Below are 24388 nucleotides of genomic sequence, written 5' to 3' on the forward strand. Positions count from 1 at the left end.
TTTTCAATTCATGTCGTTTAGTTAAGAGTTTGTAGTATTTAACATGCATAAAGTATCACGATCAGATCAATATTCTGGAGACCTCTCCTGTCGTCGAGGTGACGATGCGGTTCAAGACTTGAACATTATCATGTACTTATTACCAGTGCTGTTGAGATTACTTTTTCTAATAAGCCCGGATCGTCATGTCGACGATAGGAGACATCTCCCAAAGTTGTCGATGCCCGCTTAACTAAACGACATTGAATTATCCATTTTCCATTCTCCATTTTATCCGCACATTTGCATATTCGCACATTTGCTCATTTGCCAATTCGCTTCAGCGCCTCGCGCTTGCTAAGGGGAGCTAACGCGTTGTTTTGAACGAATTGCTTCACCCAATCGGGATTTGTTTTTGAATATTCACGCAATGCCCATCCGATGGCTTTTTGTATGAAGAATTCTTTGGAGTGTTTGCAGTTAAGAATGTATGCTGATAATAAAGCAGTGTCTGTATCTTTCTTGTAAGCTTTTTGAAACATAATGCTGCTCCGTTGCAGCCACATATTTGGCGATTCGTTCCATTTTTTTATCACAGGTATTTTATTCGGAAAAAGCTTGAAAAATGGACCGGTCCATTCACTTGCAATAGCATCAACACTGTCCCACCAGCTTTTATGCAAGATGCAGTATTCCATTAGTTTTAGGGATGATGTTGTCCAGGATTTTTTATGTGCTGCAAAGAATTCGATTGCAAAATATTGATGTTCCCGCTGTGGTTGCATCCACAATTCTTTCACAATTGCTTCTATCTCTTTAATGTCGGATAGTGGAGTCCGTTTTATGTATGGTTTTGTGATGGATGTTCTGAGTGGCGTTTTTAGTCCGAAAAACTCAAACTGATTTAATAGATAAGCTTTGGCACCAACGGCATTTTCTGCATTGGCGTTTTCCGCAAAAGCATTGTTAACAGGCAGAATATACTTGTGCATGTATTTATGTCTATTTTAGTGCAACAAATTGCAATTAAATGGAAGGGCTGATCATTTTTATAATATCCGCTTCAATATTAGCATTTCTGTTGTTCAGGAAAAAGAAAATTGATCTCAGCGACATTATGTTGCCGGCTGATTACAAAAATATACTAGAGCGATATGTAGCTTATTATCGTGCGTTGCCTGCAGATAAAAAATTGCTTTTTGAAGAACGGGTGAAGCTTTTTCTTTCTTATGTAAGAATTCATGGTGTTAAGAATGATGTTACCGATACAGACAGGTTACTGGTAGCGGCAAGTGCTGTTATACCTATTTTCGGATTTGCGGATTGGCATTACTATAACCTTAAAGATGTGTTGTTGTATAATGATACATTCAATGCAGAAAGTTTTGCGACAGAAGGTGAGGATAGAAATGTGCTCGGAATGGTAGGCAGCGGAACGATGAGTCAAATGATGATCTTATCCAAGGATGCTTTGTACCAGGGATTTCAGAATACAACAGACAAGAGTAATGCGGCTATTCATGAATTTGTTCATCTGATAGATAAAGCAGATGGCAATGCCGATGGTATTCCTGAAGCTTTGATGAGTAATCAATACGTCTTGCCGTGGTTACGTCTGATTCATAATGATATTAAGGCAATCATGCAGCATAATTCTGATATCAATCCTTATGGTGCTACAAATGAAGCGGAGTTTTTTGCAGTTGCAGCAGAATATTTTTTTGAGCAACCAGATCTGTTTCAGCAAAAACATCCGCAGTTATTTGATGCAATGGAAAAAATATTCCGCCAGGAACCCGCAACATCGTCTGGAAAAAATAATGTGAAGTCAGGCTAAGATCAATTACAACTAACGATCATAGCCTGACTAAGTATTTATTCAGTTAGATCAATCACTTTTCTTTCATTGTTGCTTTTGAATGCAGCTTCAATGATTTTGATGATACGTATGCCGTCATCAGCTGTTACCGGAACAGGCTTTCCTGATGTGAATGCCTTGTACAGGTCATCATAATAACCAACATAATTGCCTGCGGGGGCTGCCAGTTTTTCTTTTATATCCGTACCGTTCTTTTCTGCGTGAAGCAAGCCTTCTTCGCTGGCTGGTTCAATTCCCCAGCCTGAGTAAGATGGTTTTTTTCCTGCAATTAGATCGGCTTCCTGAACATCAGCTCTTGACTTAAGGAATGAGCCTTTTGTTCCATGTAAAGAATATGCCGGCAATGGTTCCTTTACGATGTAGCTTGACTTTACTCGTACGCGTAGTGAAGGATAGTATAGCAGCACTTCAAAATAGTCGTCAACCTGGGATTCAGGACGAAGTGTGCGTATGTCGGCAAATACTGCTTCCGGAAAACTAAATAACTGCAGCGCCTGGTCTATCAGATGGGCGCCAAGATCATATAAAACACCCGTGCCAATACCTGGAACTTCTTTGTGTGCCTTTGGGCTAAGTTGTTTGTTGAAGCGATCAAAATGAATTTCTGCTTCAACAATGTCGCCAAGCAGTTTATCATGTACAACCTGTCTCACCAGAGAAAAATCACTGTCGTATCTTCTGTTGTGATAAACACTCAATAATTTGTTTTGCTTTACGCTTAATTCTTTTAATTCTTCTGCTTCAGCAATTGTGTTGGTAAAAGGTTTTTCTACAACAACGTTTTTGCCTGCCAGCAATGCCTTTTTGGTGTAGTCATAGTGCGTTACATTAGGTGTGTTGACAACTACGAGGTCCACGGTTTCATCTTCCAGGATCTCTTCTAGTGACGTGTAACTTTTTACTCCGGGATAAGCCTCCTGGATCAATTTCTTACTTCTTTCCCATGCGCCGGTCAATTTAAAGCCGGGATGCAGATCTATAAATGGTGCATGAAATACCTTGCCGCTCATTCCGAATGAGCAAAGTGCCGTGTTAATTATTTGCATGATTATTTAGTTTGAGAAATAAGCATTGCGTGCTTAAACATGTATTGCCGAAGTTAGATATTTTTAGATAACGGTAGAGACGTTGCAATGCAACGTCTCTACCGTTATCTAAAAATAAAAAAACATTTATTGTACCGGCACAAGCTTATAAACCTTGCCTGCATTGCCGGAAGGGCCTGTATTTCCTGAAACAGTCAGGTAGATCTCGCCATCTGAATCCTGCCCAAAACCTTTGAGATAATATCCTAAATCATTTGGATAAGTTTTTAAAGGAACCAGGTCATAGCTCCATGGTCCGCTGTCACTTGTTTGCGCGATGAACAGTTGTCCGTCAGGGCTTCCGTTTGTTTGTGAGAAGGTTCCAAAAAGATATTTGCCCTCGTAGTTAGGTATAGCTTTGCCACGATAAACATTTCCACCAATGATGGTTGTTGCTTTTCCGCCTTGCGGATTTGCTGCATTATTTACTTCAATTACAGGATCAATTAATTTTTCTCCGAATTTACCTGTGTCCGGGCATGCTGACATTACCTGCAAAGGATTTGCAGCATCAAAGCAGTGTGATCCTTCCTTAACATTCCAGCCGTAGTTTCCACCTTTTTCCACAACATCAATTTCTTCATATAGACTTTGGCCCGCATCGCCCGCAATTAGTTTGCGAGCGCCGCCCATATCAAATGAAAAACGGTAAGGATTGCGAAATCCGTAAGCATAAATTTCATCCAATCCGGTTTTGCCTACAAACGGGTTGTCTGAAGGGACTGCATAGGGTTTAGCTCCGTTAACGTCAATACGGAGGATGTTGCCAAAGAGGTTAGCTTCAATATCCTGGCCATTGCCTCCTGCGTTAGCTGTATACCAGTCATCAACATGTCCGGGTGCAACGTCATTGGCAGCACCTCCATCGCCTATGGCTATATAAAGATATCCGTCTGATCCAAAAGCAATGGTGCCTCCGTTATGATTGGATTGTGGATCATCCAGTTCAAGCAAACGTCTTTCAGAACCCATATCCGCAACATTAGGGTCGCCTGATACTTTATATTCTGCAATCACACTCAGGTTATCCCATGTCGTTCCGCCTGCGGGAGCGCCAGGGCGGGGCGGGGCCGTGTAATAAATGTAAAACAGGCCGTTGGTTTTATAATTGGGGTGAAAAGCCAGCCCGAGTAATCCTCTTTCATCATAGGCAGCGTTCAGGCTAACCATTTTACTGGTGACATCCATAAATGGAGCAGCCATTTTCTTGCCCTGGGCATCCAACAGCCAAATCTTTCCTGATTGATCCAGAACTGCCAATCGTTTTGAATCATCCGGAATTGAAATAACTCCCAACGGCGAAACAAGGCTATCTGCAACCAGTTTCAAATCAACTCCCTTAACAGGAGGAGGTGGTGGTTCATCATGCTTTTTGCAGCTCTGCATAAAAAGCGAAATGCCCAGCAGTACCGCAATACTAAAGCCTGCGGTAGTCATCTTGCTTTTGTTTGATCCTTTCATAAGTGTAACTATTAGTAGTGAAAAAATTACTATTGAAAGAATGTTCGTATAAACGAACGACCTGTCAGGTCTTAAACAAAAGAGTAAGTTGGTTTAATGAGTATAAGTCCCCTGATTAATTAAAACGTCGTAATTGCTTGCCGGTTGCCAGTATGCAATTTTTTAATGCTGAATGTTTTTTGGTGGATCAGAATAATCTCACCAAAAAACATTCCGGCTTACAGATGTTGTTATTGCGACATTGAATGTCACTGGCTATAATCGCTGATACTCAGCCGTTAGTCATTTCTTCTTCCAAATGTAAAAGCATGAGAAATTCTGAAGGAAAATGTATTTGTTGCGTAGCTGGCGAAACAATGTTCATAACGTAGTCCAATATTAAGTTGAACAATTCCACCTGGCTCAAAAAGATAGCCAAAGCCTGCTCCGGCTGTTGGACCACCGGGCTTAGCATCACTATATATGCCATCCTGGTTATGTGTTTGAAGCGTGGTGTAACCGAAACTGTAACCGGCATATGGTTCAACATAAAGGCCGCTGCCGGATTGATTCAGTGTATATCGATAACCGGCAAGGCACGGTATCAGCGCCAATTCTTCATCATTACTTTTAAAATAGCGAACTCCGCCTTCAAGTGTAATGTAATTGACCTCTGCAACAGGGATACTAAAGTTTAAAAAAGCACTAAGCCCGGTAGCTTTAAAGTTTTTTGAAGAGATATGCGAGACTTCTATCTGTGCATAAGAAAATTTCAATCCGATCGTCAACACGACGAATAGCAGCAGTTTTGTTTTCATGAGGATAATGGTTAGAGTTTTGTTTAAAGATGAATTTTAATAGTTTAGGGCGCAAATATATGGAAAACTAATTCATATAGCCTTCTATATCACTAGTGAATAGTGAATGGTCAATGGTGAAGGTTCGAGCTGGCTAAGTAAATGTATCATCGTTTAAATGTTATTATTATCCTGAGCAAAAGTTCTTAGGCGCTCTTATATTTCTTAAATGGTCTAACAACTTCGCTGCGATCCGGCTTTAGGCTTTACGCTTTGGGCTTTAAGCCTTATCAGTTGTTTACAAAAAATATTGGTGCGGCCGACTAAACACAATCAAAATAAAAATCCCCGCTTCAGTTGAAACGGGGATTTTTATTTGCGTTGCTTTCAGGTAAGCTTAGTTAGCTGCTACCTGTCTGCGAATAATATTCAAAGCACCTCCGGCTTTAAACCATTCAATCTGTTGTGCATTGTATGTATGGTTTGCAACTATGGTGTCTGAAGAACCATCTTTATGATGCAATACAATTTCCAACGGTTTGCCTGGTTCAAATGAAGTAAGACCAATTATGTCAACGATGTCATCTTCCTGAATCTTGTCGTAATCATTCTTATCTGCAAAAGTAAGCGCAAGCATACCTTGCTTTTTAAGATTGGTTTCGTGGATACGTGCAAATGATTTGGTAAGTACTACGCGAACGCCAAGGTGACGTGGTTCCATCGCTGCATGCTCACGTGAAGAACCTTCACCATAGTTTTCGTCACCCACAACAATTGATCCTATACCAGCTGCTTTATAAGCACGCTGTGTAGCAGGAACGGGGCCATATTCACCTGTAAGCTGATTCTTGATATTATCAGTTTTATCGTTGTAGAAGTTTACAGCACCAATTAACATGTTATTGGAGATGTTATCCAGGTGACCACGGAATTTCAACCATGGACCAGCCATAGAGATATGGTCAGTTGTACATTTTCCTTTCGCTTTGATCAACAGTTTCAGACCTTTCAGATCAGTACCTTCCCATGCAGCAAACGGATCAAGTAATTGTAAACGGTTAGAAGTAGGAGATACTTCTACTTTTACACCACTACCGTCAGCAGCAGGAGCCTGGTATCCGGGATCATCAACATCAAATCCTTTTGTCGGAAGTTCATCTCCGCTTGGAGGATCAAGTTTCACTTGCTCACCTTTCTCATTTACAAGTGTATCTGTAAGTGGGTTAAAGGTAAGGTCGCCTGCAATGGCTAATGCTGTCACTAATTCAGGAGAAGCAACAAAAGCGTATGTATTTGGGTTGCCATCAGCACGCTTCGCAAAGTTTCTGTTGAAGCTGTGAACGATGGTATTTTTTTCTGCCTTTTCAGCACCAACTCTGTCCCACATACCAATACAAGGTCCGCAGGCATTGGCAAATACTTTTGCACCTATTGTATCAAATACATCCAGGAAGCCATCTCTTTCAATGGTGTAGCGAACTTGCTCAGAACCTGGAGTAATCGTAAATTCTGCTTTTGTTTTCAGGCCTTTTTCTGAAACCTGTTTGGCAAGGCTTACGGCTCTTGAAATATCTTCATAAGAAGAGTTAGTACAGCTACCGATCAAACCCACTTCAATTTTTGTAGGCCATCCATTGGCAACTGCAGTTTCTTTCATTTTTGAGATAGGAGTAGCAAGGTCTGGAGTAAATGGTCCGTTCAGGTGTGGTTCCAGTTCGCTCAGATTGATCTCAATCACCTGGTCGAAATATTTTTCAGGGTCAGCGTAAACTTCAGCATCGGCGGTCAGGTGCTCTTTTACGCCATTTGCCATTTCTGCAACATCACCACGGCCGGTTGCACGCAGGTAACGTTCCATGCTTTCGTCGTAACCAAAGGTTGATGTGGTTGCACCAATCTCGGCGCCCATGTTACAAATTGTGCCTTTTCCGGTACAGCTCATGCTTGTTGCACCTTCGCCAAAATATTCTACAATACAACCGGTACCACCCTTTACAGTTAAAATGCCGGCTACTTTCAGGATAACGTCTTTAGGAGCGGCCCAGCCATTTAATTTGCCGGTGAGTTTAATACCGATCAGTTTGGGCCATTTCAGTTCCCATGGTAATCCTGCCATCACGTCGCACGCATCAGCACCACCAACACCTATTGCAATCATACCTAAGCCACCGGCGTTAACCGTATGGCTGTCGGTTCCTATCATCATTCCGCCAGGGAACGCATAGTTTTCCAGAACTACCTGGTGAATAATACCGGCGCCTGGTTTCCAGAAACCGATACCATATTTATTAGATACAGATGCAAGGAAATCATATACTTCCTTGCTCTCATTTACTGCTTTTTCGAGGTCAATTTTGGCTTCGGTTTTTGCTGTGATCAGGTGGTCGCAGTGAACGGTAGAAGGTACTGCCACTTTAGGGCGTCCCGCCTGCATAAATTGCAATAAAGCCATTTGAGCGGTAGCGTCCTGCATGGCAACGCGGTCAGGAGCAAAGTCAACATAGCTTTTACCTCTCTCAAAACCCTGTAAAGCCTGGTCTGTATGCAGGTGCGCAAATAATATTTTTTCTGATAATGTTAAAGGCCTGCCGAGGAATTTACGAGCGGCGTCAACTTTTCCTGGTATCTCTGCGTATACCTTCTTGATCATTTCAATGTCAAAAGCCATAATGATAAAATTTTATAGTATTATATCTGGGTTCGCAAATTGAAAATAGGTTAGATGCAGGATGCGTGTTACATGGCAACTTTCAATCTGCATTTTGCGTTGCGAATTTACGTTAAAAAAAATGTCTGAACCGGTATTTTTCACATAAAATGCCGCAGTATTGTTAATTACATAAAGCCGCAACGGTTAGAAAAGTCTTAAAACAAATGGTTATATGTTTTTGCCTTTTTTTATAATATATTGCCCTTAAGTATAGATAACCGGCCAAAATGCCAGATGCCTGAACAACAATTATTTAACCTATAATAGTTTTTTTGAAAAATTGATTGTTGCAAATTGAATCAATTTTTTAAATTGCGTATATGAACAAGTTGAGAAATTTCATCGAATGGCAGGCATTTGGTGTATGCTCAGCCATTGGGGAAAGACTGGGTATAGCTACCTCCCGTATCAGAATGTGGTTTATCTACATTTCTTTTTTAACGATGGGGTCGCCACTTATTGTGTATATGGTAATGGCCTTTTGGCTTAATATTAAAAAATACATGTTGAACGCAAAACGCAATCCTATTAAATACCTATAAAATCCAATAGCTTTTGCTTGAAGTCAATTATAACCAAACCAATTTTGAAGAACTCTTAAAGCATTTTTCCCGTACGTTTAAGGTGAAGGTGAAAACTGACACCATCTATTTGCCGGAGGACATCGGAGAAGGATATTTCCGCATTTTTTCAATCAACGGCCTGGAAATTCTTATATCCAACTATACGCTTAAACAAAATGTATTGTTCAAAAGGAATAAGATAGCTAAAGAGATTTACACTTTCAGGTTTGATGAAATGCTGCAGGAAACAGGCGAATCTTCGCCGAAATCTTCTGTGTTGCTATCCTGTACAACGCACGACTGGCTTTTTTTGCACCCCGCAGGCGTTCATCTGAACAGTGCATCCGTGATCATTTCTAAAGAGTGGCTACACAATTTTTTAGGAAGTGAAGAGAGTGCAAATGATATCCGGAAATTTCTGATGCTGCAAACAAACCTGTTTATTTACGAACCGCTGGATGCTGAATATAAAACGGTTTTGACGGATTTGATCTGCTGTTTGAATGACAAACGTTTTGAGCAACTGAGTGTTTTTAACAGAATAATGCTTCTTATTGAACGTTTTTTTACAAGAATTCTTTATAAAATCAATGAAACAAATTTTGATGTAAAAGTTTCAACCGAAGACATTGAGCGTTTGAAGAAAGTTGAGGCTGAATTATTGAAAGATTTTACCGCCGAGCCCCTGAGTATTAACAAGCTGGCCAAACTGGCCGCTATGAGTCCTACCAAACTTAAATCAGTGTTTAAGGAAATATATGGCATACCTATATACCAGTATTTTCAAAAATCACGTATGAACAAAGCGAAAGCGATGTTACTTTCTAAAAAATATAGTGTAAAAGAAGTAGGACTTGAATTGGGGTATACGAACATGAGTAATTTTGCGAAGGCGTTTAGTAAATCCTTCGGTCAGCTCCCCAGCGAAGTGTCCGGTAAATAAAAAAATAACCTGTGGAACTTTTATATAACAGCACTAACTACATTGACTTTCTGAGGCTGCTGGCGATCCAGTTTGGCGCGAAGGTGCACAATAATTTTATTCGTATACCAGACGCCATCGGAACGGGGTATGTTTGGGCTGAAAATCTTTCTGACGGGTTATCTATCCTGGTTACAGATGGGGTCCTTAAAAAGGAATATATTTTCAACCGGCATCCTTCACATACGCAATCATATATCCTGCATTTCAATGATATAAATGCCGAATCTGACGGAGGGGGTGATAATCCGGACCTTAAAAACGGCGATTCACAAATACTTCAGCAGGCGGTTTTACTGGCCAACATTAATATAGCTACCAAGTTTGTATTGCCTGCAAATGTGCGGCTGCGTACAGTAAAAATCATTTTTGAGAAAAACAGCCTGCTTCCTTACATGACCAGTGAAGTGTTTGATGAATTTGTGGGAAGTTATTTTTCTGAAATGGCTAAAACCCGTGTAATTGAGCCGCTCGATGCGGAATACAGGGATATTGTGGGGGAACTGATAAAGGAAAAAATAGATCATCCCCTCAGGAATATTTTTATTAATAACCGGGTTCGATTGTTGCTGGAAAGATTTGCCGTCAAAATTATGACACGCATATCTTCAAAATCCGACATGCAGAAATTGAGTGATGACGAAATTGCGCGGCTGATGATGGTGGAAGCGTTGCTGGTTAAGGATTACTCACTTTCTCCTCCTACGATAGATAAACTTTCCAAGCTTTCCGCAATGAGCCCGACAAAGCTCAAAAGAGATTTTAAATCCATGTATGGATCGCCGATATACGAATACTACCAGAAGAACAGGATGGCTTATGCAAAAAAGCTGCTAACAAGCGGCAAGTATTCCATCAAAGAAATAGGTATGCTCGTTGGTTATAGTAACCTTGGCCATTTTGCAGCCGCTTTTAAAAAGGAGTTTGACGTTCTACCCAGCGAGATGATCAATACCAAAGATATACGACTCGAATTTCAATAGCCGTGAGCTTTCAGCCATTAGCCGTCAGCTCACAGCCCTCTTACACGTCTTACTATCTTACGATCTTACTGTCTTACTGTCTTACGGTCTTCCCCGTCTCAGATGGCTTTCCTCAATCTCACCAGCTTTTCCAACAACCCTTCCAGCAGGTCCAGTTTCAGCATATTCGCTCCATCGCTTTTAGCAACGGCAGGGTTGGGATGTGTTTCGATGAACAAGCCATCCGCACCTGTTGCGATTGCTGCTTTGGCGATGGTTTCAATAAGCTGCGGATTTCCGCCGGTAACGCCTGATGTCTGGTTGGGCTGTTGCAGGCTGTGTGTGCAATCCATTATTACAGGAGCGTTGTGCTCTTTCATCCATGGAATGTTTCTATAGTCTACAACAAGGTCCTGGTAGCCAAAAGTGGTTCCGCGCTCAGTCAGCATCACCTTGTCATTGCCGGCCTTTCTAATTTTTTCAGCAGCGAATTGCATAGAAGGTCCGCTAAGGAACTGGCCTTTTTTTACATTCACTATTTTGCCTGTATCTGCTGCCGCCAGAAGAAGATCAGTCTGCCTGCACAAAAAAGCAGGGATCTGAAGTATATCAATGTATTCAGCCGCTACGGCAGCTTCATCATGCGCGTGAACATCGCTTGTTACCGGCAGTTTGTAATGTTCGCCTACTTTCTTCAACAAATGCAGACCGGTATCATCACCCAATCCCGTAAACGAGTTCGCGCTTGTACGATTGGCCTTTCTGTATGATGCTTTAAAAACGTAGGGAATGCCCAGGTTGCGACAAATGCCATATACTTTATCGGCAACTTCCATTACCAGTTCTTCACTTTCTACCACACAAGGTCCGGCAATAAGGAAGAAGTTATTGGAATCATATTGCTGATTGCTAAACAGATCTGAAAGAAATGGTGCTAACATAACTAAGTATTTGCTTTTTCAACTGCGAACTTACTGTAAGTTTTTCTTTTCTTTGCTGCCCGAGAAGAAAGGTTTGAACCACGGCGACACGAAGGCACGAAAATCGCCCAGATTCCAGGACATATATGTGGCGGCTACCAATAGGCTGATACCTGACAGCTGATACCTGATAGCTAAACGTGCATCTTATTGCCTTTGAGCCTTCGTGGCCCAAGCTGATAGCTCAAAGCTGATAGCTGACAGCTAAAAGAGTGCAAGCGATTGACTACTTTTCGAGCCATCGTTTTTTATACTTTCAATTTTTGAAAAAATACTACTTAAATATTCAGTCATGGTAAAAGAAAAAATTTTAGTGATAGGAGCCAGCGGCCAGATTGGCGTTGAGTTAACACTGGCACTCAGGAAGATCTACGGAAATAACAATGTCGTAGCTTCCGACCTGCGCGAGGAAAATGAACTATTGAAAGGCACAGGACCGTATGTTTCGCTGGACGTTATGAATAAAGAAATGCTGCACGTGCAGGTGATCAGGCAGAATATCACTCAGATTTATCTTTTGGCTGCAATATTGAGCGCGACAGGTGAGAAAAACCCAAATCTCGCCTGGCACCTGAATATGCAGAGCCTTTTGAATGTACTGGATATTGCGCGTGAAGAACATTTGCACAAAGTGTACTGGCCTTCGTCAATAGCTGTTTTCGGGCCAACATCTCCAAAGCAATATTGTCCGCAGCAGACAGTTATTGAACCAATAACGGTATATGGTATCAGTAAATATGCCGGTGAATTCTGGTGCAATTATTACAATCAGCGTTACGGGGTTGATGTAAGAAGCCTGAGGTATCCTGGTTTGATCAGTTATAAATCAGCACCCGGAGGAGGAACAACTGACTACGCCGTAGAAATATACCACGAGGCCCTGGAAGAAAAGAAATATGAATGCTTCCTGAAAGAAGATACTTATTTACCGATGATGTACATGCCGGATGCGATTAAAGCGACGATTGACCTGATGGAGGCTCCAGCAGAAAAGATCTCAATAAGAACTTCTTATAACCTTTCGGCAATGAGCTTTTCTCCAAAAGAAATCGCTACGGCCATCCAACAACATATCCCTGACTTTCAAATCGACTACAAACCGGACTATCGGCAGGCTATAGCTGACAGCTGGCCTCAGAGCATTGATGATTCTGTTGCCCGCAACGACTGGGGATGGAGCCATGAATACGATCTTGAACGCATGACAAAAGATATGCTCGAGAACTTAAAAAAAGCCTAAAGCATAGAGCTTAAAGCCTAAAACTAAATGTAGTCCCACTCGAGACACTCGCAGAATGAAAAGTGGATCTTAGGAAGAGGGTTAATGATAAAATCGGTTTAGTTAAAGGCTACCCGGAAGAAGTACATTAACTCAGGCGACAATAGTTTTAGGCTTTGGGCTTTAGGCTTTCGGCTTTAATTTTTTAGCTTTAAGCTCGCCCTCAGCTTTTAAAATAACTTCCTTATTTTTAGCACATGTTTGGAGTGACCATTTTAGGAAATAATTCAGCCATACCGGCTTATGACAGACATCCGACCGCCCAGGTGGTTACTCTGAACGAACAACTGTTCCTGATTGATTGTGGCGAAGGTACACAGATGCAATTGAGCCGTTTTAAAATAAGAAGGAGCAAGATCAATCATATACTTATTTCCCATCTTCACGGAGATCACTATTTTGGTCTTGCGGGTTTAATCACCAGCATGGGACTTCTGGGCCGCGATCATGACCTTTACCTGCATGCTCCTGAACCGCTTTGGGAAATAATACAACTGCAGCTGAAAGTTGCCGATACCAGGCTGCCGTTCAATTTACACTTTCAGCCACTTATTGAAGAAGGGCTTATTGTAGACAATGATAAGTTTACAATTGAGTGTTTTAAAGTCTATCATCGCATACCGTGCTGGGGATTTGTTATAAAAGAAAAAAAGAAGCCGCGCAAAATTGACCGCGAAAAAGCTGTGGAATATGAGGTGCCCGCTATCTTCTACGAACGTTTAAAGAATGGCGAAGATTATGTAGTGAAGGATGGTAATGTTATTAAAAATGAATGGGTGACAATTGCCAACACACCACCCAAAAGCTATGGGTATTGCGCTGACACAGTTTACACAGAATCAATAGCGGACAAGGTAAAAGACTGCACGTTACTGTACCACGAAACAACCTACCTTAAAGATTTAGAAGAACGTGCAGCTGCACGTTACCACACCACTACTGTCCAGGCCGCCCAAATTGCCAATCTGGCAAATGCCGAAAAACTACTCATTGGCCACTTCAGCAGCAAATATGAATTGCTGGATGAGTTTTTGAATGAAACGCAAGAAGTGTTTGCTTCAACGCAACTGGCGCTGGAAGGGGTGACTTACCTTGTTTAACGAATTTTAATTTTAATTTGGTTTAAATATAGAGGGATATATATTTGCTGTTAGAACAACATGCAATGCCTACACCTGTGATAAAGCCCAACAAAATCAATCCTTTTTTTGAAGAACCTGCGTACATATTCTCTCATGAAACACCTCTAACCAAATTCAAAACAAAAATTAATTACCTTTTTTAACTAACCTTCACGTGAAAGCAAAACTACCACTGTTATTTATTGTATGTACTGTTGCCGTATTAGGTTGTGCCAAGTCTACCAACAAACCAGACGTGCAGAATGAGCCCAATTCAGGGGACAAGCAGGTCTTACACAGGGTAAGCCTGAATCTTGGCAAATTTGAAGTCGACTACGCACGGAAAGCCAACGCAAAAGAAATGAGTGCAGCCGAGTATTTGCAGTATTTATCCTATTCAATATTCGATTCAACAGGAAAGCGGGTACACGGAATAGAACAAAGGAGCTTTGCTCCTCCCTATCTTCCGGTAACGGGCGTTATATCGGATTCTTTGCCATCAGGTATGTACACCGTTGTATTGGCAGGAATGAAGATCGACAATGATTCCAGCATGTTTATAAAATCACCCGAAAATATTATGACCATGCAAATTCAAAATCGCCGAGCGTTGTGGTATGGTGGTTCAAATATATTTTACAAAAAATTTGCTTTAAGGGTATCTAACAGTGACACGTCATTAAGCAGTATTAAACTTGACAAAATAACCGGAAAGCTTGAACTGAATTTGCTTGACTCAGCTCTTCCCGCTAATGTTTACGGAGTATCTCTTGAGTTTCGTAACACACCTGCTTTCTTTAATGTTGGTAATGAATTGGTGTCAAATGTTGATACACTTAACAGGTACTATTTTTGGCCTGCTCCAGGACATGTTTTTCCTGATATGAGTAGTTTTCATATTGGATCGGAAAACAGGCTTGTTGTTACAATACGTGCTTATGACAGACAAGGAGCACTCCTAAAGGAAAAGGTAGTAGGTGGTGTCATAATTTACAAGAATAAAAGAACGATTCTTTCAGGGAAACTTTTCCCCGGTCCGGCAGATGTTGAAATTCCGGTAACGGTGGATCCTGATTTTCCCGAAACTACATATCAGACTTTCTAACAAAAAAACGTTTTTAATTTATTACAGTAAATCAGATATGGTTAGATTATTAGTTCTTATTTCGATTATTTGTTCTGTTGCAGTTAGCTGTAATAAAACGAATGACATTCAGCTTAAAAATAACAGTGTACTTACTAACGGAAATATGCACAAGGTCAGTTATAAACTGAATGGCCTCGGTGATTTGGGCAACGGCAGGACAAATAGCAAAGAAGTTGCAGCTGGTAGTTATCTGGACTATCTTTTTTACGCCGTTTATGATTCAACAGGAAAACTGGTTCACAAAAAAGAGCAAAGAAAAATATTCTCACCGGATAACTTTGGTTTTATTTCTGATTCACTATTGACCGGATCATACAATGTTGTGGTGGCAGGAACGAAAGATTCACTTCTGTTTGCTAATGGATATAATCAGCTAAATACACTGCAACTTTCGGGTAATTTTCCGCAGGATGTTTTCTGTTCAAAGTTTTCTCTGTCTGTTGGAAATAAGGATACATCGCTGAATAATATTCGACTGGACAGACTAACGGGGCAACTTGAGATCGTACTGACGGATAGCCTTTTGGCGCTTTTATATCAAACAATAACATGCTCCGTCACAAACCATCCCCAGGCATATAACGTAATGGCAGATTCAACGGTGGGTAGTACATATGCGGGTCGTACTTTTTATGGTTATCAGATGGGACAAAAAACATCCGTTTTTGATGCATTCTTTTTGGGATCGGATTCAACTTACACGATAGAAATTCTCGCTAATACAGGTTACTTAGGGGGAAATGTGTCTAAGAAAATAAAAAATGTAAAGCTTTACAGGAATAAGAAAACCATCTTAACGGGTAGCTTTAATAATGCATCATCAACTGTTAATGCGAACCGAGCCGGTGATGTTACGGACAAACATTTCATCATTCAACATTTTTAATAATCAGGTCGTCCAATTGGACGGCCTGTTAATCCAAATATCAACTTAATAACCATGAGATTAACTTCAATTGTACCGCTTGTATTTCTTTCTTTGATTTTTAATTCGTGTTCAAAAAACGCGGGTATCGATCAGCAGCCTGTTGACCAAATACCCGATCTGTCCAAAACGCATAGTGTAGCATTTGATTTTAGCAATTTTAAAGTCAGTTATAACGAGCGGGCATCTAACAAGGAAGTTGCGGCGAAGGATTACCTCTCAATAATATCTATAATAGCTTTTGATTCCGCCGGTAATCATGCAAATAGCGTTGTACAAAGCACTTACGGTGGTAACACTTCCGGTTTTGATGCAATTTCTCTTCCATTAAAAGCAGGTACTTATACTTTTTTAGTTGAAGGAACTGCCAAAGAAAACCAGCAACTTTTTACCGATTTTTCGGAGCTGAGCACAACCCGGTTGATGACATCTTTAAGTCATGATGATCGCCATGGTTCTGATGTTTTCTACAACAAATTCGTTTTAACAGTTGGCGATCGCGATACAACAATAAACACGTTAAGGCTCGAGAGGTTAACTGGACTGTTAGAAATTCAATTCACAGACACTTTGCCGGAAAACGTAGAAAGGGTAGACGTTAAACTGTATGATGCTCCATTCTCTTATTACGTGGCTGAGGATAGCGTAAAAGGTAGGGACAGCATGTTTGTTGGGCAAATAGCAAGAAATACAAACATAGATTCACTGAAGGTTAGCAATTTCTTTTTTGGAACAAATACACCGGTGACTGTTGTAATAAAGACATATGATAAGAATGGCAATTTTATGTTTGAAAAACGTGTTGATAACATATTTGTTTACAGAAATAAAAAAACTATCCTTAAAGGAAAATTGTATCCGACAAATTTATCTGTAGGAATGCCGGTGACAGTTGATCCTGACTTTGCGGAGATAATTAATCAGAGTTTCTAACGAAAGCAGCTCAATTGCTTTTTCTTTTATAATACTTATTACCCGGCTCAGACTTAAGGAGCCGGCTTAAATGCTTCAGGACACCTTACGCTAGAAGGTATTACTTGTTTAACAAATTTTTAAAATTTAATTTGATTGAAATATAACCGGCTATATATTTGTGCCATTCTAACTAAATGATTAAACTCTAAACCTGTGAAGCTAATCCGTAAAAATTACATTCCTTTTTTGAAGAGACCAGATAATTCAACATCACCTGTTTTTTTAATTGTAAAGCAATAAGCCGACTTTTTGCTGGAATGTATATTTTTTAATAAACCTGGATATGAAGACAGAAGCATCAATATTATTACTTGCTTGCAGCTTTACCTTATTTGCGTGTACAAAATCTTCCGAAAAGACTGAAGAAAACGCACCGCTTCCAATAGAACACACATTTGATCAAGCCAAATATGCCGTTACTTTTAGCCTTGGAAATGTTGATGTTGACAAAGGTGGACGAATGGGCAATAAAGAAATGCAGGCGAGTGACTACTTGTGGTCATTCTTTTACGCAGCATATGATTCAACTGGAAAAATGGTGAGTTCTCTGATCCAAAATAAATTTGATGAGAATGATATGCCCACATCCCATTTCGGTCTTGTATTAGATTCTCTTGCGACAGGAAGCTATACTATCGTTCTGGCAGGGTCCAACAAGTTTATTGAAAGCCAGGCAATAAACTTGGAAACCTTGCCTGGTCTACAATTTAAGAACTTTTTTGGAACGGATTTTTTCTATAAAAAACTTAGAGTAAATGTTGTAAATAAAGATACCTCATATACAACGGTAAAGTTGAACCGGCTGACAAGTCGTTTACACGTTAAATTTAAGGACACATTTCCTCAAGCTGTTAACCATGTTGTTCTGACGATAGATAATATGCCATCACTACTTTCTCCGGTTGATGATTCTTTAAGTATGCCAGTCTCCGGGGATTTTAATATGGGACTTGTGGATAATGTAATGCAACAGGAAGCCGATTTGGATTGCATTGGATCGTACAATGGACTTCGCATTACAATTAAAGCTTACGACGTTCACAACGTGATTCTTCAACAAAAAGTAGTCGATAATATTTACCTGTATCCCAATAAAAAAGTAATCCTAACAGGTAATCTTGATAATATTTCCGACGGCGGTTCGAATCCAATTGTAGTTACGCTTGATCCGGATTACGATGAAACAAGTACGGTAGAATTTTAATAAACATAATAAAACTTCTGAATCTCTAAAAATATTTAAAGAAATGATCGCAAAATTATATTTGATCGTATCCGCGGTTTGCATAGCGGCAGTCGCTTGTACTAAATCAGCAAGTAAGCCGGATATAGAAGCCGAAAAGCCAGCTATCGTTGAAACTGAACCACAATTGCATAGAATAAGCTTTAATTTTTCTGATTTTGAAATAAGTTATCAAGGTGGAAAAGCGATAGCCAAAGAGATGGCTGTGAAAGATTTTCTCAAATCCTTGTATTACGCGGTATATGATTCCACAGGTGAAGAGATTAAAAGGATTGACTTTGGGAGTAACTCTTATCCAAATAAACTAGTACCCGCGCAAATTCAAGATTCGTTGAAAGCTGGCAAATACACTATTGTATTTGCTGGAGGAAAGGATACCCTTTGTGTAAATCCAGGCAAGACTACTTTATCCGATCTGTCGATAATGAATTGGTTTAATCAGGATATATTTTATAAAAAATTTGTCTTAACGGTTTCGGATCATGACACTTCTCTTACTAGTATTCGCTTGGAGCGAATAACTGGCAGTCTGGAAGTAACGCTGAAAGATTCTGTGTTGCCTGCTAACGTGGCGAGCTTGGTCTTTTTGACCAGAAATAGACCTGGCTACTTTGGCGTGATGCAAGACGTTATAGTAGGGCTTGATAGTTCGTATGCTGGTGATTTTAACCCGGGTTTTAATTCGTATCCAGTTAACATTACTAGTTCTTATTTTGGATCCAATAGCAACTTGCAAGTTGTAATTCGTGCTTACGATAAAACTCGTGCAATCATAAAAGAGAAAATTGTTGATGGAGTACACGTATATGTAAATAAGAAAACCGTGCTTTCTGGAAAGCTGTTTCCGACACCCTCAGAAGTCGAAATACCCATAACAGTCGATCCTGATTTTGCAGAAACAATCAACCAAACTTTCTAATCACAAGTTCACTTCAATATCAACCTCAACCAATAATTATGCTCAGGATATTTGTTTATTCATTGCTCGGTTATGTTATTGCAGCCGGTTGTAAAAAGGATCTGGCAAACACTGTTGCACAAGACAATTACCAGGGTCAGGAAAAAGTGTATCAGGTTAGCTATAGTATGAAGGGGTTTGGTATTACGGATAAAAGCAGTTTGACTAACAAGGAAACCGCGGCTAATGACTACCTTGATTATCTCTTTTATGGCGCCTACGATTCAACGGGTAAACTTGTACGCAAAATTGAGCAGGCAAAACGTGCGGGGACTGAATTTGGAACGATTTCCAATTCATTGAAAAGTGGTAATTATACTATCGTGCTGGCAGCGACAAAGGATTCAATCTTATATACATCAGGCGTCGATCAATTGAATACCTTGCAATTGTCAGGACAGTTTCCCCAGGACATTTTTTATAAAAAATTCTCGTTGAATATTGCAGATCGCGATACGTCATTCGATAACATTCGTCTGGACAGGTTGACTGGACTGCTGGAAATAGTGCTTACAGATACCGTCACATACACTAACATTTCAATGTTAGTTACCAGTATAGACAACTCCCCGGGATTTTATAACGTAGCGGGGGACTCATTAACCGGAACGATTGCTACCTACCATGAATACCATAGTCTCTTATTCGGGTCGCAGGATCCGTCGACGTTTTTTGACGGATTTTATTGGGGTACGAATCAGCCGTTGACTTTAAAAATTATTGCACTGGACTGGAGCCGTCATTTTTACATGCAAAGGATAATACAAAACGTGCATATATACCCCAATAAAAAAACTGTTCTCACCGGCAATTTTATGAGCGGTACTGAAACAAGCACTGCCAGCAGGATTAGTTATTCGGTTGACAAACGTACCGTCACTCAACATTTTTAACTGTCCATTTTAAACACCTTAAGTTAACGGTAATGAATAAAATATTATTAACTGCAATAGTCATAGGGTTACTAAGTGCGACATCATGTTCCAAATCTACTAATAACCCAGGTTCCAATCAGCCTGAGCCTCCTGATCCCCCGCAGCAACCTGAACAGCCGGTCACAAAAACAAAATATGGGATAACGTTTAAGTTTTCCAGTATTGATGTGCAGGCAAACGGCAGAGTTAGTTATAAGGAAATGCTGCCTTCAACCTATCTTAAATATGTATTTTACGGTGCATACGATTCGAGTGGTACATTGGTGAGTAAAAAAGAATTGGATAAAGTAAACGGAACCTACAGCGGCAGTTTTGATGCGGTATCCGATTCATTGAAGCCGGGAAAATATACTGTGATACTGGGAGGTTCAAACGGCACTATATTGGAAGAGAACACAAGTAGTTTATTGAAGTTTCTTCAATTTTCAAGTAAACATTCTGAAGACGTTTTTTATAAAAAAATGCAGGTAAATGTATCTGCAACAGATAGCACTTATAATGGCGTACGATTGAACCGCATAACAAGTCTGCTGGAAGTTAAATTGACAGATACATTGCCGGGCTTCATAAGCCACGTGTCTGTTGCAATAGATAATCAACCGACAATTTTTAATGTAGGTACTGAAACTTTCACTAATGCTGATTCTGTAAAAAACGTAGCTGATTATCTCCAATCTCAGGATCCTTTGCTTACCGTTTTATTGCGATGCTTTGCTTCTGACAATAAACATACCGTAACCATTACGGCATATGGCAACGACGGCAACCCCGTTTTTCAAAAAACAATCACTAATGTAACTGTTTCTGGCAATAATACAACTCAGCTCACTGGAACGCTTTCAGATGCGCCAGTAGGGTTAAAACCTTTTGTCGTAACACTTGATCCGGACTATGATGAAACCACAACGATCGAGTTTTAATATTTAAATACAATTTCATTCTTATTAAACGCTTAAATAACATGAGCAAAAAATTTTATGTAATTGCATTGGCTGCATGTATCGCGGCAGTTGCATGCAGTAAATCATCGTCCAGACCAGAAGAAAATCAGCCAGGGGGGGCACAGCCACAAACCGGCTCGTCATCTGTCAAATATCCTGTGCACTTTAGCATCGGAAATATTGAGGTGACCGAGAATGGGCGCACAGGAAACAAAGAAGTTCCCGCAGCAAATTTCCTGCGTTATTTCTTCTACGGTGCTTATGATTCTTCAGGCAGACTGATCAGTAAAAAAATACAAAGTGCGGATGATGTTATTGCTTATCCATGGAATAATGGAGAGGTATCAGATTCATTGCCTGCCGGAAAGTACACGATCGTTTTAGCTGGTGCCAACTGGTCTTTTTTTGAGGAAGAGAATCGCGAGGATAGCTTGCTTAATGTACTTAAGTTGGCGTCAAAACATGGCCAGGATATCTTTCACAGGAAATTTGACGTCACTGTTTCAGAAAAAGATACAACTTATGGAAATGTTCGCCTAAGCAGGCTGAGTGGCTTGTTTCAATATAAAATAACAGATACATTACCTGATGAGGTGATTGCGATTTCTGTGCTAATTGATAACATGCCTACTTATTATAGTCCTGCTAATGATTCACTCACTGCAATTGATAATATTAGATTTTATAATTACTACGATCGTGGAAACAGTCCGTTTATATCCGGTCAGTTCAGTTTCCTTGGGTCTCAAAATAAACACAGAGTAACCATTTCGGGACGCACAGCTTCTGATAAAACTTTATATGAAAAAGTAATTGAAAATGTTTTTATAACACCTAACAAGATAACCATCTTAAGAGGTACATTATCTGATGCTCCTGTCGGTGGAAATCCAATTATTCTCACTGCAGATCCGGATTATGCGGATACAACCTATGTAAACTTTTAATAAAGTCTGTAGAATTACTGAAAGCGAAAAAAGAGTAACAATAAAGCTGGTATCCACAAAATACCGGCTTTATTTATTCAAATACCCCACAAATCCCTTAATTAACTCACTCATGCTATTAATGCTATTCATAGGCAGTGCGTGCGATACATCGAACACATCATGGTAAGCAGTGGGGCCGCCCATTGTGTACATGAAAAATGCCGGTACGCCTGCTTCGCTGAACCAGTAATGGTCGCTGTTGGCAGCTTTTCCGCGGGATTTGATTTCAGGAACCAGCTTTTGAGAGTTGTTTATATTTTGCAACGCTGTAAACGCTTCGGGATATTCGGTGGCGTTTACAACTGTAATGCCTTTTTCGCCGGTTCCAAGTAAATCAAGGTTGACTACAAAACGAATTTTATCAAGAGATACCAGAGGGTTCTCTACAAAATAACGGGATCCGATAAGCCCGGCTTCCTCTGCCGCAAAGCAGATAAATCCAATAGAATATTTTTGAGGATGTGCGGCATAATAATTAGCAAGTGTTAGCAATAAACTTACACCGCTTGCATTATCGTTGGCACCCGGAAAAAATACATTATTCCCCATACCGCCTAAATGGTCATAATGTGCAGTGATAAAAATGATTGAATCCGGCTGTTCTGTTCCTTTCACAAAGCCGCAGACGTTGGCTGCAGTAAAATCGCTGACTAACTCGTTTTGTATGTCAGTCTTTATTTTTCCTGGTATTCTCCTGACTCTGTTCTTGTCGATAATAATGGTGGTTTGGTTGCTTTCTTTATGTGCTACTGACCATGTTAGCTTGTTAGCGAGAATTACCTCGATCTTTTTACTTGTATCAAAAAAGTGAATGCTATCAGTGGCCGTTAATCTTCCTTTTGCTTTAGTTCCTTTGCTATCCGGAGATACTATAAAATCTTTCCCGGCATAAAGGCGTTTACCGTTAAGCTTCACTTTCATCTTTCCGGGGAAAGTATTTACGGGAAAAGCAAATGATTGGGTGTATTCCTCTCCATTCAATGGTCGCAAGCCAATTGTCTTAAACTGCCGTTGCAGAAAATCAGCTGCTTTGCTCATTCCATTTTTCGTGTATCCGCGTCCCCAGTACGCAGCACTGGTTAACGTATCTACAATCTTACGTGCATAAGTGGAATCATCGGCATGCACACCGCAAACAATAAAACACAATAATGCAAAAATCAAAACCTTCTTCATCATACTTACATTTCAAACCTGACACCAGTATGAACCTTGTGTCTTCATTTGGCTAAAGCCATTGATGTCAAACGAATTCTCATCCGTCGGCTAAAGCACGACGGTAATGAACCAGAGCTTGCAGAAACCAGGTAATCTCAAATTTCAAATCTCCATTACCTCACCAACCACCTGTAAAACTCTGGAAAATATCTTCTCCATGTTTCTTCATTATGTTGCCCTAGCGGGAACGTGACTTCACGAATGTCATATTTGCTTTTTGTACTGATCAGATCAGTCATCTTCTTCATGTCGTTTACCATCGTTTCACTTTCTTTATTTCCGGCATAGAAGAAGAACCGAGGATTGGTGGTCCATTTAGTTTTTTGTACTTCATCATACATCTGGGGAACAACCTGGAATGAAGGAGAAAAAACGCCCACAGCTCCAAATACATTAGAGTACTTTAACATCGCGTAAAGGCTTATAATAGCGCCCATACTGCTTCCGGCAATGTAGGTGTGTGCCGGGTCTTTAAGTGTTCTGTATTGCTTGTCGATATAGGGCTTTAGTGTTTGAGCAAGAAAATCAACATACTGTGCGCCTTCACCTTTACCATATTTGCTGTCAAATGGATTGTATTCAGTCATTCTTTTATCTCCGCCATTTTCAATACCAATAACGATGCACTCTTTATGTAGAACGTTACTCAGAGAGTCGAGGCATTCATCAATTCCCCATTCGCCAAAAGCTGCTGTTCTTTCGTTAAAAAGATTTTGTCCATCCTGCATGTACAGAACAGGATAGGCTTTTCCTTTGGTCTGGTTATAACTTTTTGGAAGATAGATCCATATTTTTCTTGTACGGTTCAATTGCGGAATGAAGAAGGCGGAGTCCATTAGCGACACTTGCTCCGTGGCTGTGAACGGTTTCACTTTATCCGGGTAATCATCTTTCCATCCTTTAATAAAAAACTCCATGGTAGTGTCGGCTGAAACTTCAATAATATGATTGTCTATCTCAGTTCCGTTTGCTGCTGTCTCTACCTTTTCAAAACTTCCCCTGGTGAACTTAAATTCATAATGTCCGGGAGCAACGTTTTTGAGAACAATTGCTTTCCTGGTTCCACCAAATGGTTTGAGTTTGTAGCCGGCATCGTTTGGGTTCCAGTTATTGAAAGTGCCGGTAGCGTATATGTCTTCAAGCTTTTTAGTAGCGCTGTTTGTTACAACGAGCCGAACGGTATATTGTGTAAAAGCAGCCACCGATAAGAATATAAAGGTTAGAGAAAGCAATGTTTTTTTCATCATTCCAAAATTATTCGAGGATGGAAGTTAAGTTAT

At 40.2% G+C, this 24388-nt stretch carries 22 protein-coding genes; 14 read left to right on the forward strand and 8 right to left on the reverse strand.

Going from position 1 to position 24388, the window contains the following annotated elements; translation table 11 throughout:
• Positions 1-302 precede the first annotated feature (302 nt).
• Positions 303-971 carry a DNA alkylation repair protein gene (locus QTN47_RS03855; RefSeq protein ID WP_369328001.1) on the reverse strand — a complete coding sequence of 223 codons (669 nt, stop codon included), beginning with the start codon at positions 969-971 and terminating at the stop codon, positions 303-305.
• 38 nt (positions 972-1009) lie between these two features.
• Here QTN47_RS03855 and QTN47_RS03860 point away from each other — a divergent pair, with 38 nt between their 5' ends.
• On the forward strand, positions 1010-1816 hold the full coding sequence (locus tag QTN47_RS03860; protein ID WP_369328002.1) for a M90 family metallopeptidase: 807 nt from the start codon (positions 1010-1012) through the stop codon (positions 1814-1816).
• A gap of 38 nt (positions 1817-1854) precedes the next feature.
• On the opposite strand, the gene QTN47_RS03865 is transcribed toward QTN47_RS03860, so the two are convergent.
• The 4 genes from QTN47_RS03865 to QTN47_RS03880 form a co-directional block, all read right to left on the reverse strand.
• Entirely contained in the window at positions 1855-2904 is a 1050-nt protein-coding gene (locus QTN47_RS03865) for a Gfo/Idh/MocA family oxidoreductase (protein WP_369328003.1), read from the reverse strand.
• A gap of 126 nt (positions 2905-3030) precedes the next feature.
• Entirely contained in the window at positions 3031-4404 is a 1374-nt protein-coding gene (locus tag QTN47_RS03870) for a PQQ-dependent sugar dehydrogenase (RefSeq protein WP_369328004.1), read from the reverse strand.
• Between the two features lie 278 nt (positions 4405-4682).
• Entirely contained in the window at positions 4683-5201 is a 519-nt protein-coding gene (locus tag QTN47_RS03875) for a hypothetical protein (RefSeq protein ID WP_369328005.1), read from the reverse strand.
• Positions 5202-5577: 376 nt separating this feature from the next.
• Positions 5578-7848: an aconitate hydratase gene (locus tag QTN47_RS03880; RefSeq protein ID WP_369328006.1), complete on the reverse strand. Its 2271-nt coding sequence runs from the start codon at positions 7846-7848 to the stop codon at positions 5578-5580.
• 362 nt (positions 7849-8210) lie between these two features.
• Here QTN47_RS03880 and QTN47_RS03885 point away from each other — a divergent pair, with 362 nt between their 5' ends.
• Genes QTN47_RS03885 through QTN47_RS03895 form a run of 3 tightly spaced genes read left to right on the forward strand, consistent with a single transcriptional unit; the run spans position 8211 to position 10418 of the window.
• A complete protein-coding gene (locus QTN47_RS03885; protein WP_369328007.1) occupies positions 8211-8432 on the forward strand; it encodes a PspC domain-containing protein in 222 nt (73 codons plus the stop codon).
• A 13-nt stretch (positions 8433-8445) separates the two neighbouring features.
• A complete protein-coding gene (locus QTN47_RS03890; RefSeq protein WP_369328008.1) occupies positions 8446-9396 on the forward strand; it encodes a helix-turn-helix domain-containing protein in 951 nt (316 codons plus the stop codon).
• Positions 9397-9407: 11 nt separating this feature from the next.
• Positions 9408-10418 carry a helix-turn-helix transcriptional regulator gene (locus QTN47_RS03895; protein WP_369328009.1) on the forward strand — a complete coding sequence of 337 codons (1011 nt, stop codon included), beginning with the start codon at positions 9408-9410 and terminating at the stop codon, positions 10416-10418.
• A 98-nt stretch (positions 10419-10516) separates the two neighbouring features.
• On the opposite strand, the gene kdsA is transcribed toward QTN47_RS03895, so the two are convergent.
• Entirely contained in the window at positions 10517-11338 is an 822-nt protein-coding gene (kdsA, locus tag QTN47_RS03900; protein ID WP_369328010.1) for a 3-deoxy-8-phosphooctulonate synthase, read from the reverse strand.
• Between the two features lie 331 nt (positions 11339-11669).
• On the opposite strand from kdsA, the gene QTN47_RS03905 reads away from it, so the two are divergent.
• The 10 genes from QTN47_RS03905 (at position 11670) to QTN47_RS03950 (ending at position 21848) form a co-directional block, all read left to right on the forward strand.
• Entirely contained in the window at positions 11670-12617 is a 948-nt protein-coding gene (locus QTN47_RS03905) for an NAD-dependent epimerase/dehydratase family protein (RefSeq protein WP_369328011.1), read from the forward strand.
• 236 nt (positions 12618-12853) lie between these two features.
• Entirely contained in the window at positions 12854-13756 is a 903-nt protein-coding gene (locus tag QTN47_RS03910) for a ribonuclease Z (RefSeq protein WP_369328012.1), read from the forward strand.
• 196 nt (positions 13757-13952) lie between these two features.
• Positions 13953-14882, forward strand: a complete 930-nt coding sequence (locus tag QTN47_RS03915) for a hypothetical protein (RefSeq protein WP_369328013.1) — start codon at positions 13953-13955, stop codon at positions 14880-14882.
• A gap of 37 nt (positions 14883-14919) precedes the next feature.
• A complete protein-coding gene (locus QTN47_RS03920) occupies positions 14920-15810 on the forward strand; it encodes a hypothetical protein (RefSeq protein WP_369328014.1) in 891 nt (296 codons plus the stop codon).
• A 54-nt stretch (positions 15811-15864) separates the two neighbouring features.
• Positions 15865-16782, forward strand: a complete 918-nt coding sequence (locus tag QTN47_RS03925; RefSeq protein WP_369328015.1) for a FimB/Mfa2 family fimbrial subunit — start codon at positions 15865-15867, stop codon at positions 16780-16782.
• A gap of 325 nt (positions 16783-17107) precedes the next feature.
• Positions 17108-18028 carry a hypothetical protein gene (locus QTN47_RS03930; RefSeq protein WP_369328016.1) on the forward strand — a complete coding sequence of 307 codons (921 nt, stop codon included), beginning with the start codon at positions 17108-17110 and terminating at the stop codon, positions 18026-18028.
• Between the two features lie 43 nt (positions 18029-18071).
• Complete coding sequence (locus QTN47_RS03935; protein WP_369328017.1) at positions 18072-18986, forward strand: FimB/Mfa2 family fimbrial subunit; 915 nt, start codon at positions 18072-18074, stop codon at positions 18984-18986.
• 38 nt (positions 18987-19024) lie between these two features.
• Positions 19025-19918 (forward strand): hypothetical protein, encoded by an 894-nt coding sequence (locus QTN47_RS03940; protein WP_369328018.1) that lies wholly within the window; start codon positions 19025-19027, stop codon positions 19916-19918.
• Positions 19919-19950: 32 nt separating this feature from the next.
• A complete protein-coding gene (locus QTN47_RS03945; RefSeq protein WP_369328019.1) occupies positions 19951-20880 on the forward strand; it encodes a hypothetical protein in 930 nt (309 codons plus the stop codon).
• A 41-nt stretch (positions 20881-20921) separates the two neighbouring features.
• On the forward strand, positions 20922-21848 hold the full coding sequence (locus tag QTN47_RS03950; protein WP_369328020.1) for a hypothetical protein: 927 nt from the start codon (positions 20922-20924) through the stop codon (positions 21846-21848).
• Between the two features lie 69 nt (positions 21849-21917).
• Here QTN47_RS03950 and QTN47_RS03955 read toward each other — a convergent pair whose 3' ends face one another.
• Together QTN47_RS03955 and QTN47_RS03960 are read right to left on the reverse strand one after the other, a co-directional pair.
• Positions 21918-23069: a M28 family metallopeptidase gene (locus QTN47_RS03955; protein WP_369328021.1), complete on the reverse strand. Its 1152-nt coding sequence runs from the start codon at positions 23067-23069 to the stop codon at positions 21918-21920.
• A 152-nt stretch (positions 23070-23221) separates the two neighbouring features.
• Entirely contained in the window at positions 23222-24355 is a 1134-nt protein-coding gene (locus tag QTN47_RS03960) for an alpha/beta hydrolase-fold protein (RefSeq protein ID WP_369328022.1), read from the reverse strand.
• Positions 24356-24388 lie beyond the last annotated feature (33 nt).

This window comes from Danxiaibacter flavus, from assembly GCF_041060425.1.
Classification (GTDB): Bacteria; Bacteroidota; Bacteroidia; order Chitinophagales; family Chitinophagaceae; genus Danxiaibacter; species Danxiaibacter flavus.

Excerpts from the sequence above, each read along its gene's own strand:
- QTN47_RS03855 (WP_369328001.1), bottom strand. The coding sequence starts at position 971 with ATGCACAAGTATATTCTGCCTGTTAACAATGCTTTTGCGGAAAACGCC.
- QTN47_RS03860 (WP_369328002.1), top strand. The coding sequence starts at position 1,010 with ATGGAAGGGCTGATCATTTTTATAATATCCGCTTCAATATTAGCATTT.
- QTN47_RS03865 (WP_369328003.1), bottom strand. The coding sequence starts at position 2,904 with ATGCAAATAATTAACACGGCACTTTGCTCATTCGGAATGAGCGGCAAG.
- QTN47_RS03870 (WP_369328004.1), bottom strand. The coding sequence starts at position 4,404 with ATGAAAGGATCAAACAAAAGCAAGATGACTACCGCAGGCTTTAGTATT.
- QTN47_RS03875 (WP_369328005.1), bottom strand. The coding sequence starts at position 5,201 with ATGAAAACAAAACTGCTGCTATTCGTCGTGTTGACGATCGGATTGAAA.
- QTN47_RS03880 (WP_369328006.1), bottom strand. The coding sequence starts at position 7,848 with ATGGCTTTTGACATTGAAATGATCAAGAAGGTATACGCAGAGATACCA.
- QTN47_RS03885 (WP_369328007.1), top strand. The coding sequence starts at position 8,211 with ATGAACAAGTTGAGAAATTTCATCGAATGGCAGGCATTTGGTGTATGC.
- kdsA (WP_369328010.1), bottom strand. The coding sequence starts at position 11,338 with ATGTTAGCACCATTTCTTTCAGATCTGTTTAGCAATCAGCAATATGAT.
- QTN47_RS03905 (WP_369328011.1), top strand. The coding sequence starts at position 11,670 with ATGGTAAAAGAAAAAATTTTAGTGATAGGAGCCAGCGGCCAGATTGGC.
- QTN47_RS03910 (WP_369328012.1), top strand. The coding sequence starts at position 12,854 with ATGTTTGGAGTGACCATTTTAGGAAATAATTCAGCCATACCGGCTTAT.
- QTN47_RS03920 (WP_369328014.1), top strand. The coding sequence starts at position 14,920 with ATGGTTAGATTATTAGTTCTTATTTCGATTATTTGTTCTGTTGCAGTT.
- QTN47_RS03925 (WP_369328015.1), top strand. The coding sequence starts at position 15,865 with ATGAGATTAACTTCAATTGTACCGCTTGTATTTCTTTCTTTGATTTTT.
- QTN47_RS03930 (WP_369328016.1), top strand. The coding sequence starts at position 17,108 with ATGAAGACAGAAGCATCAATATTATTACTTGCTTGCAGCTTTACCTTA.
- QTN47_RS03935 (WP_369328017.1), top strand. The coding sequence starts at position 18,072 with ATGATCGCAAAATTATATTTGATCGTATCCGCGGTTTGCATAGCGGCA.
- QTN47_RS03940 (WP_369328018.1), top strand. The coding sequence starts at position 19,025 with ATGCTCAGGATATTTGTTTATTCATTGCTCGGTTATGTTATTGCAGCC.
- QTN47_RS03945 (WP_369328019.1), top strand. The coding sequence starts at position 19,951 with ATGAATAAAATATTATTAACTGCAATAGTCATAGGGTTACTAAGTGCG.
- QTN47_RS03950 (WP_369328020.1), top strand. The coding sequence starts at position 20,922 with ATGAGCAAAAAATTTTATGTAATTGCATTGGCTGCATGTATCGCGGCA.
- QTN47_RS03955 (WP_369328021.1), bottom strand. The coding sequence starts at position 23,069 with ATGATGAAGAAGGTTTTGATTTTTGCATTATTGTGTTTTATTGTTTGC.
- QTN47_RS03960 (WP_369328022.1), bottom strand. The coding sequence starts at position 24,355 with ATGATGAAAAAAACATTGCTTTCTCTAACCTTTATATTCTTATCGGTG.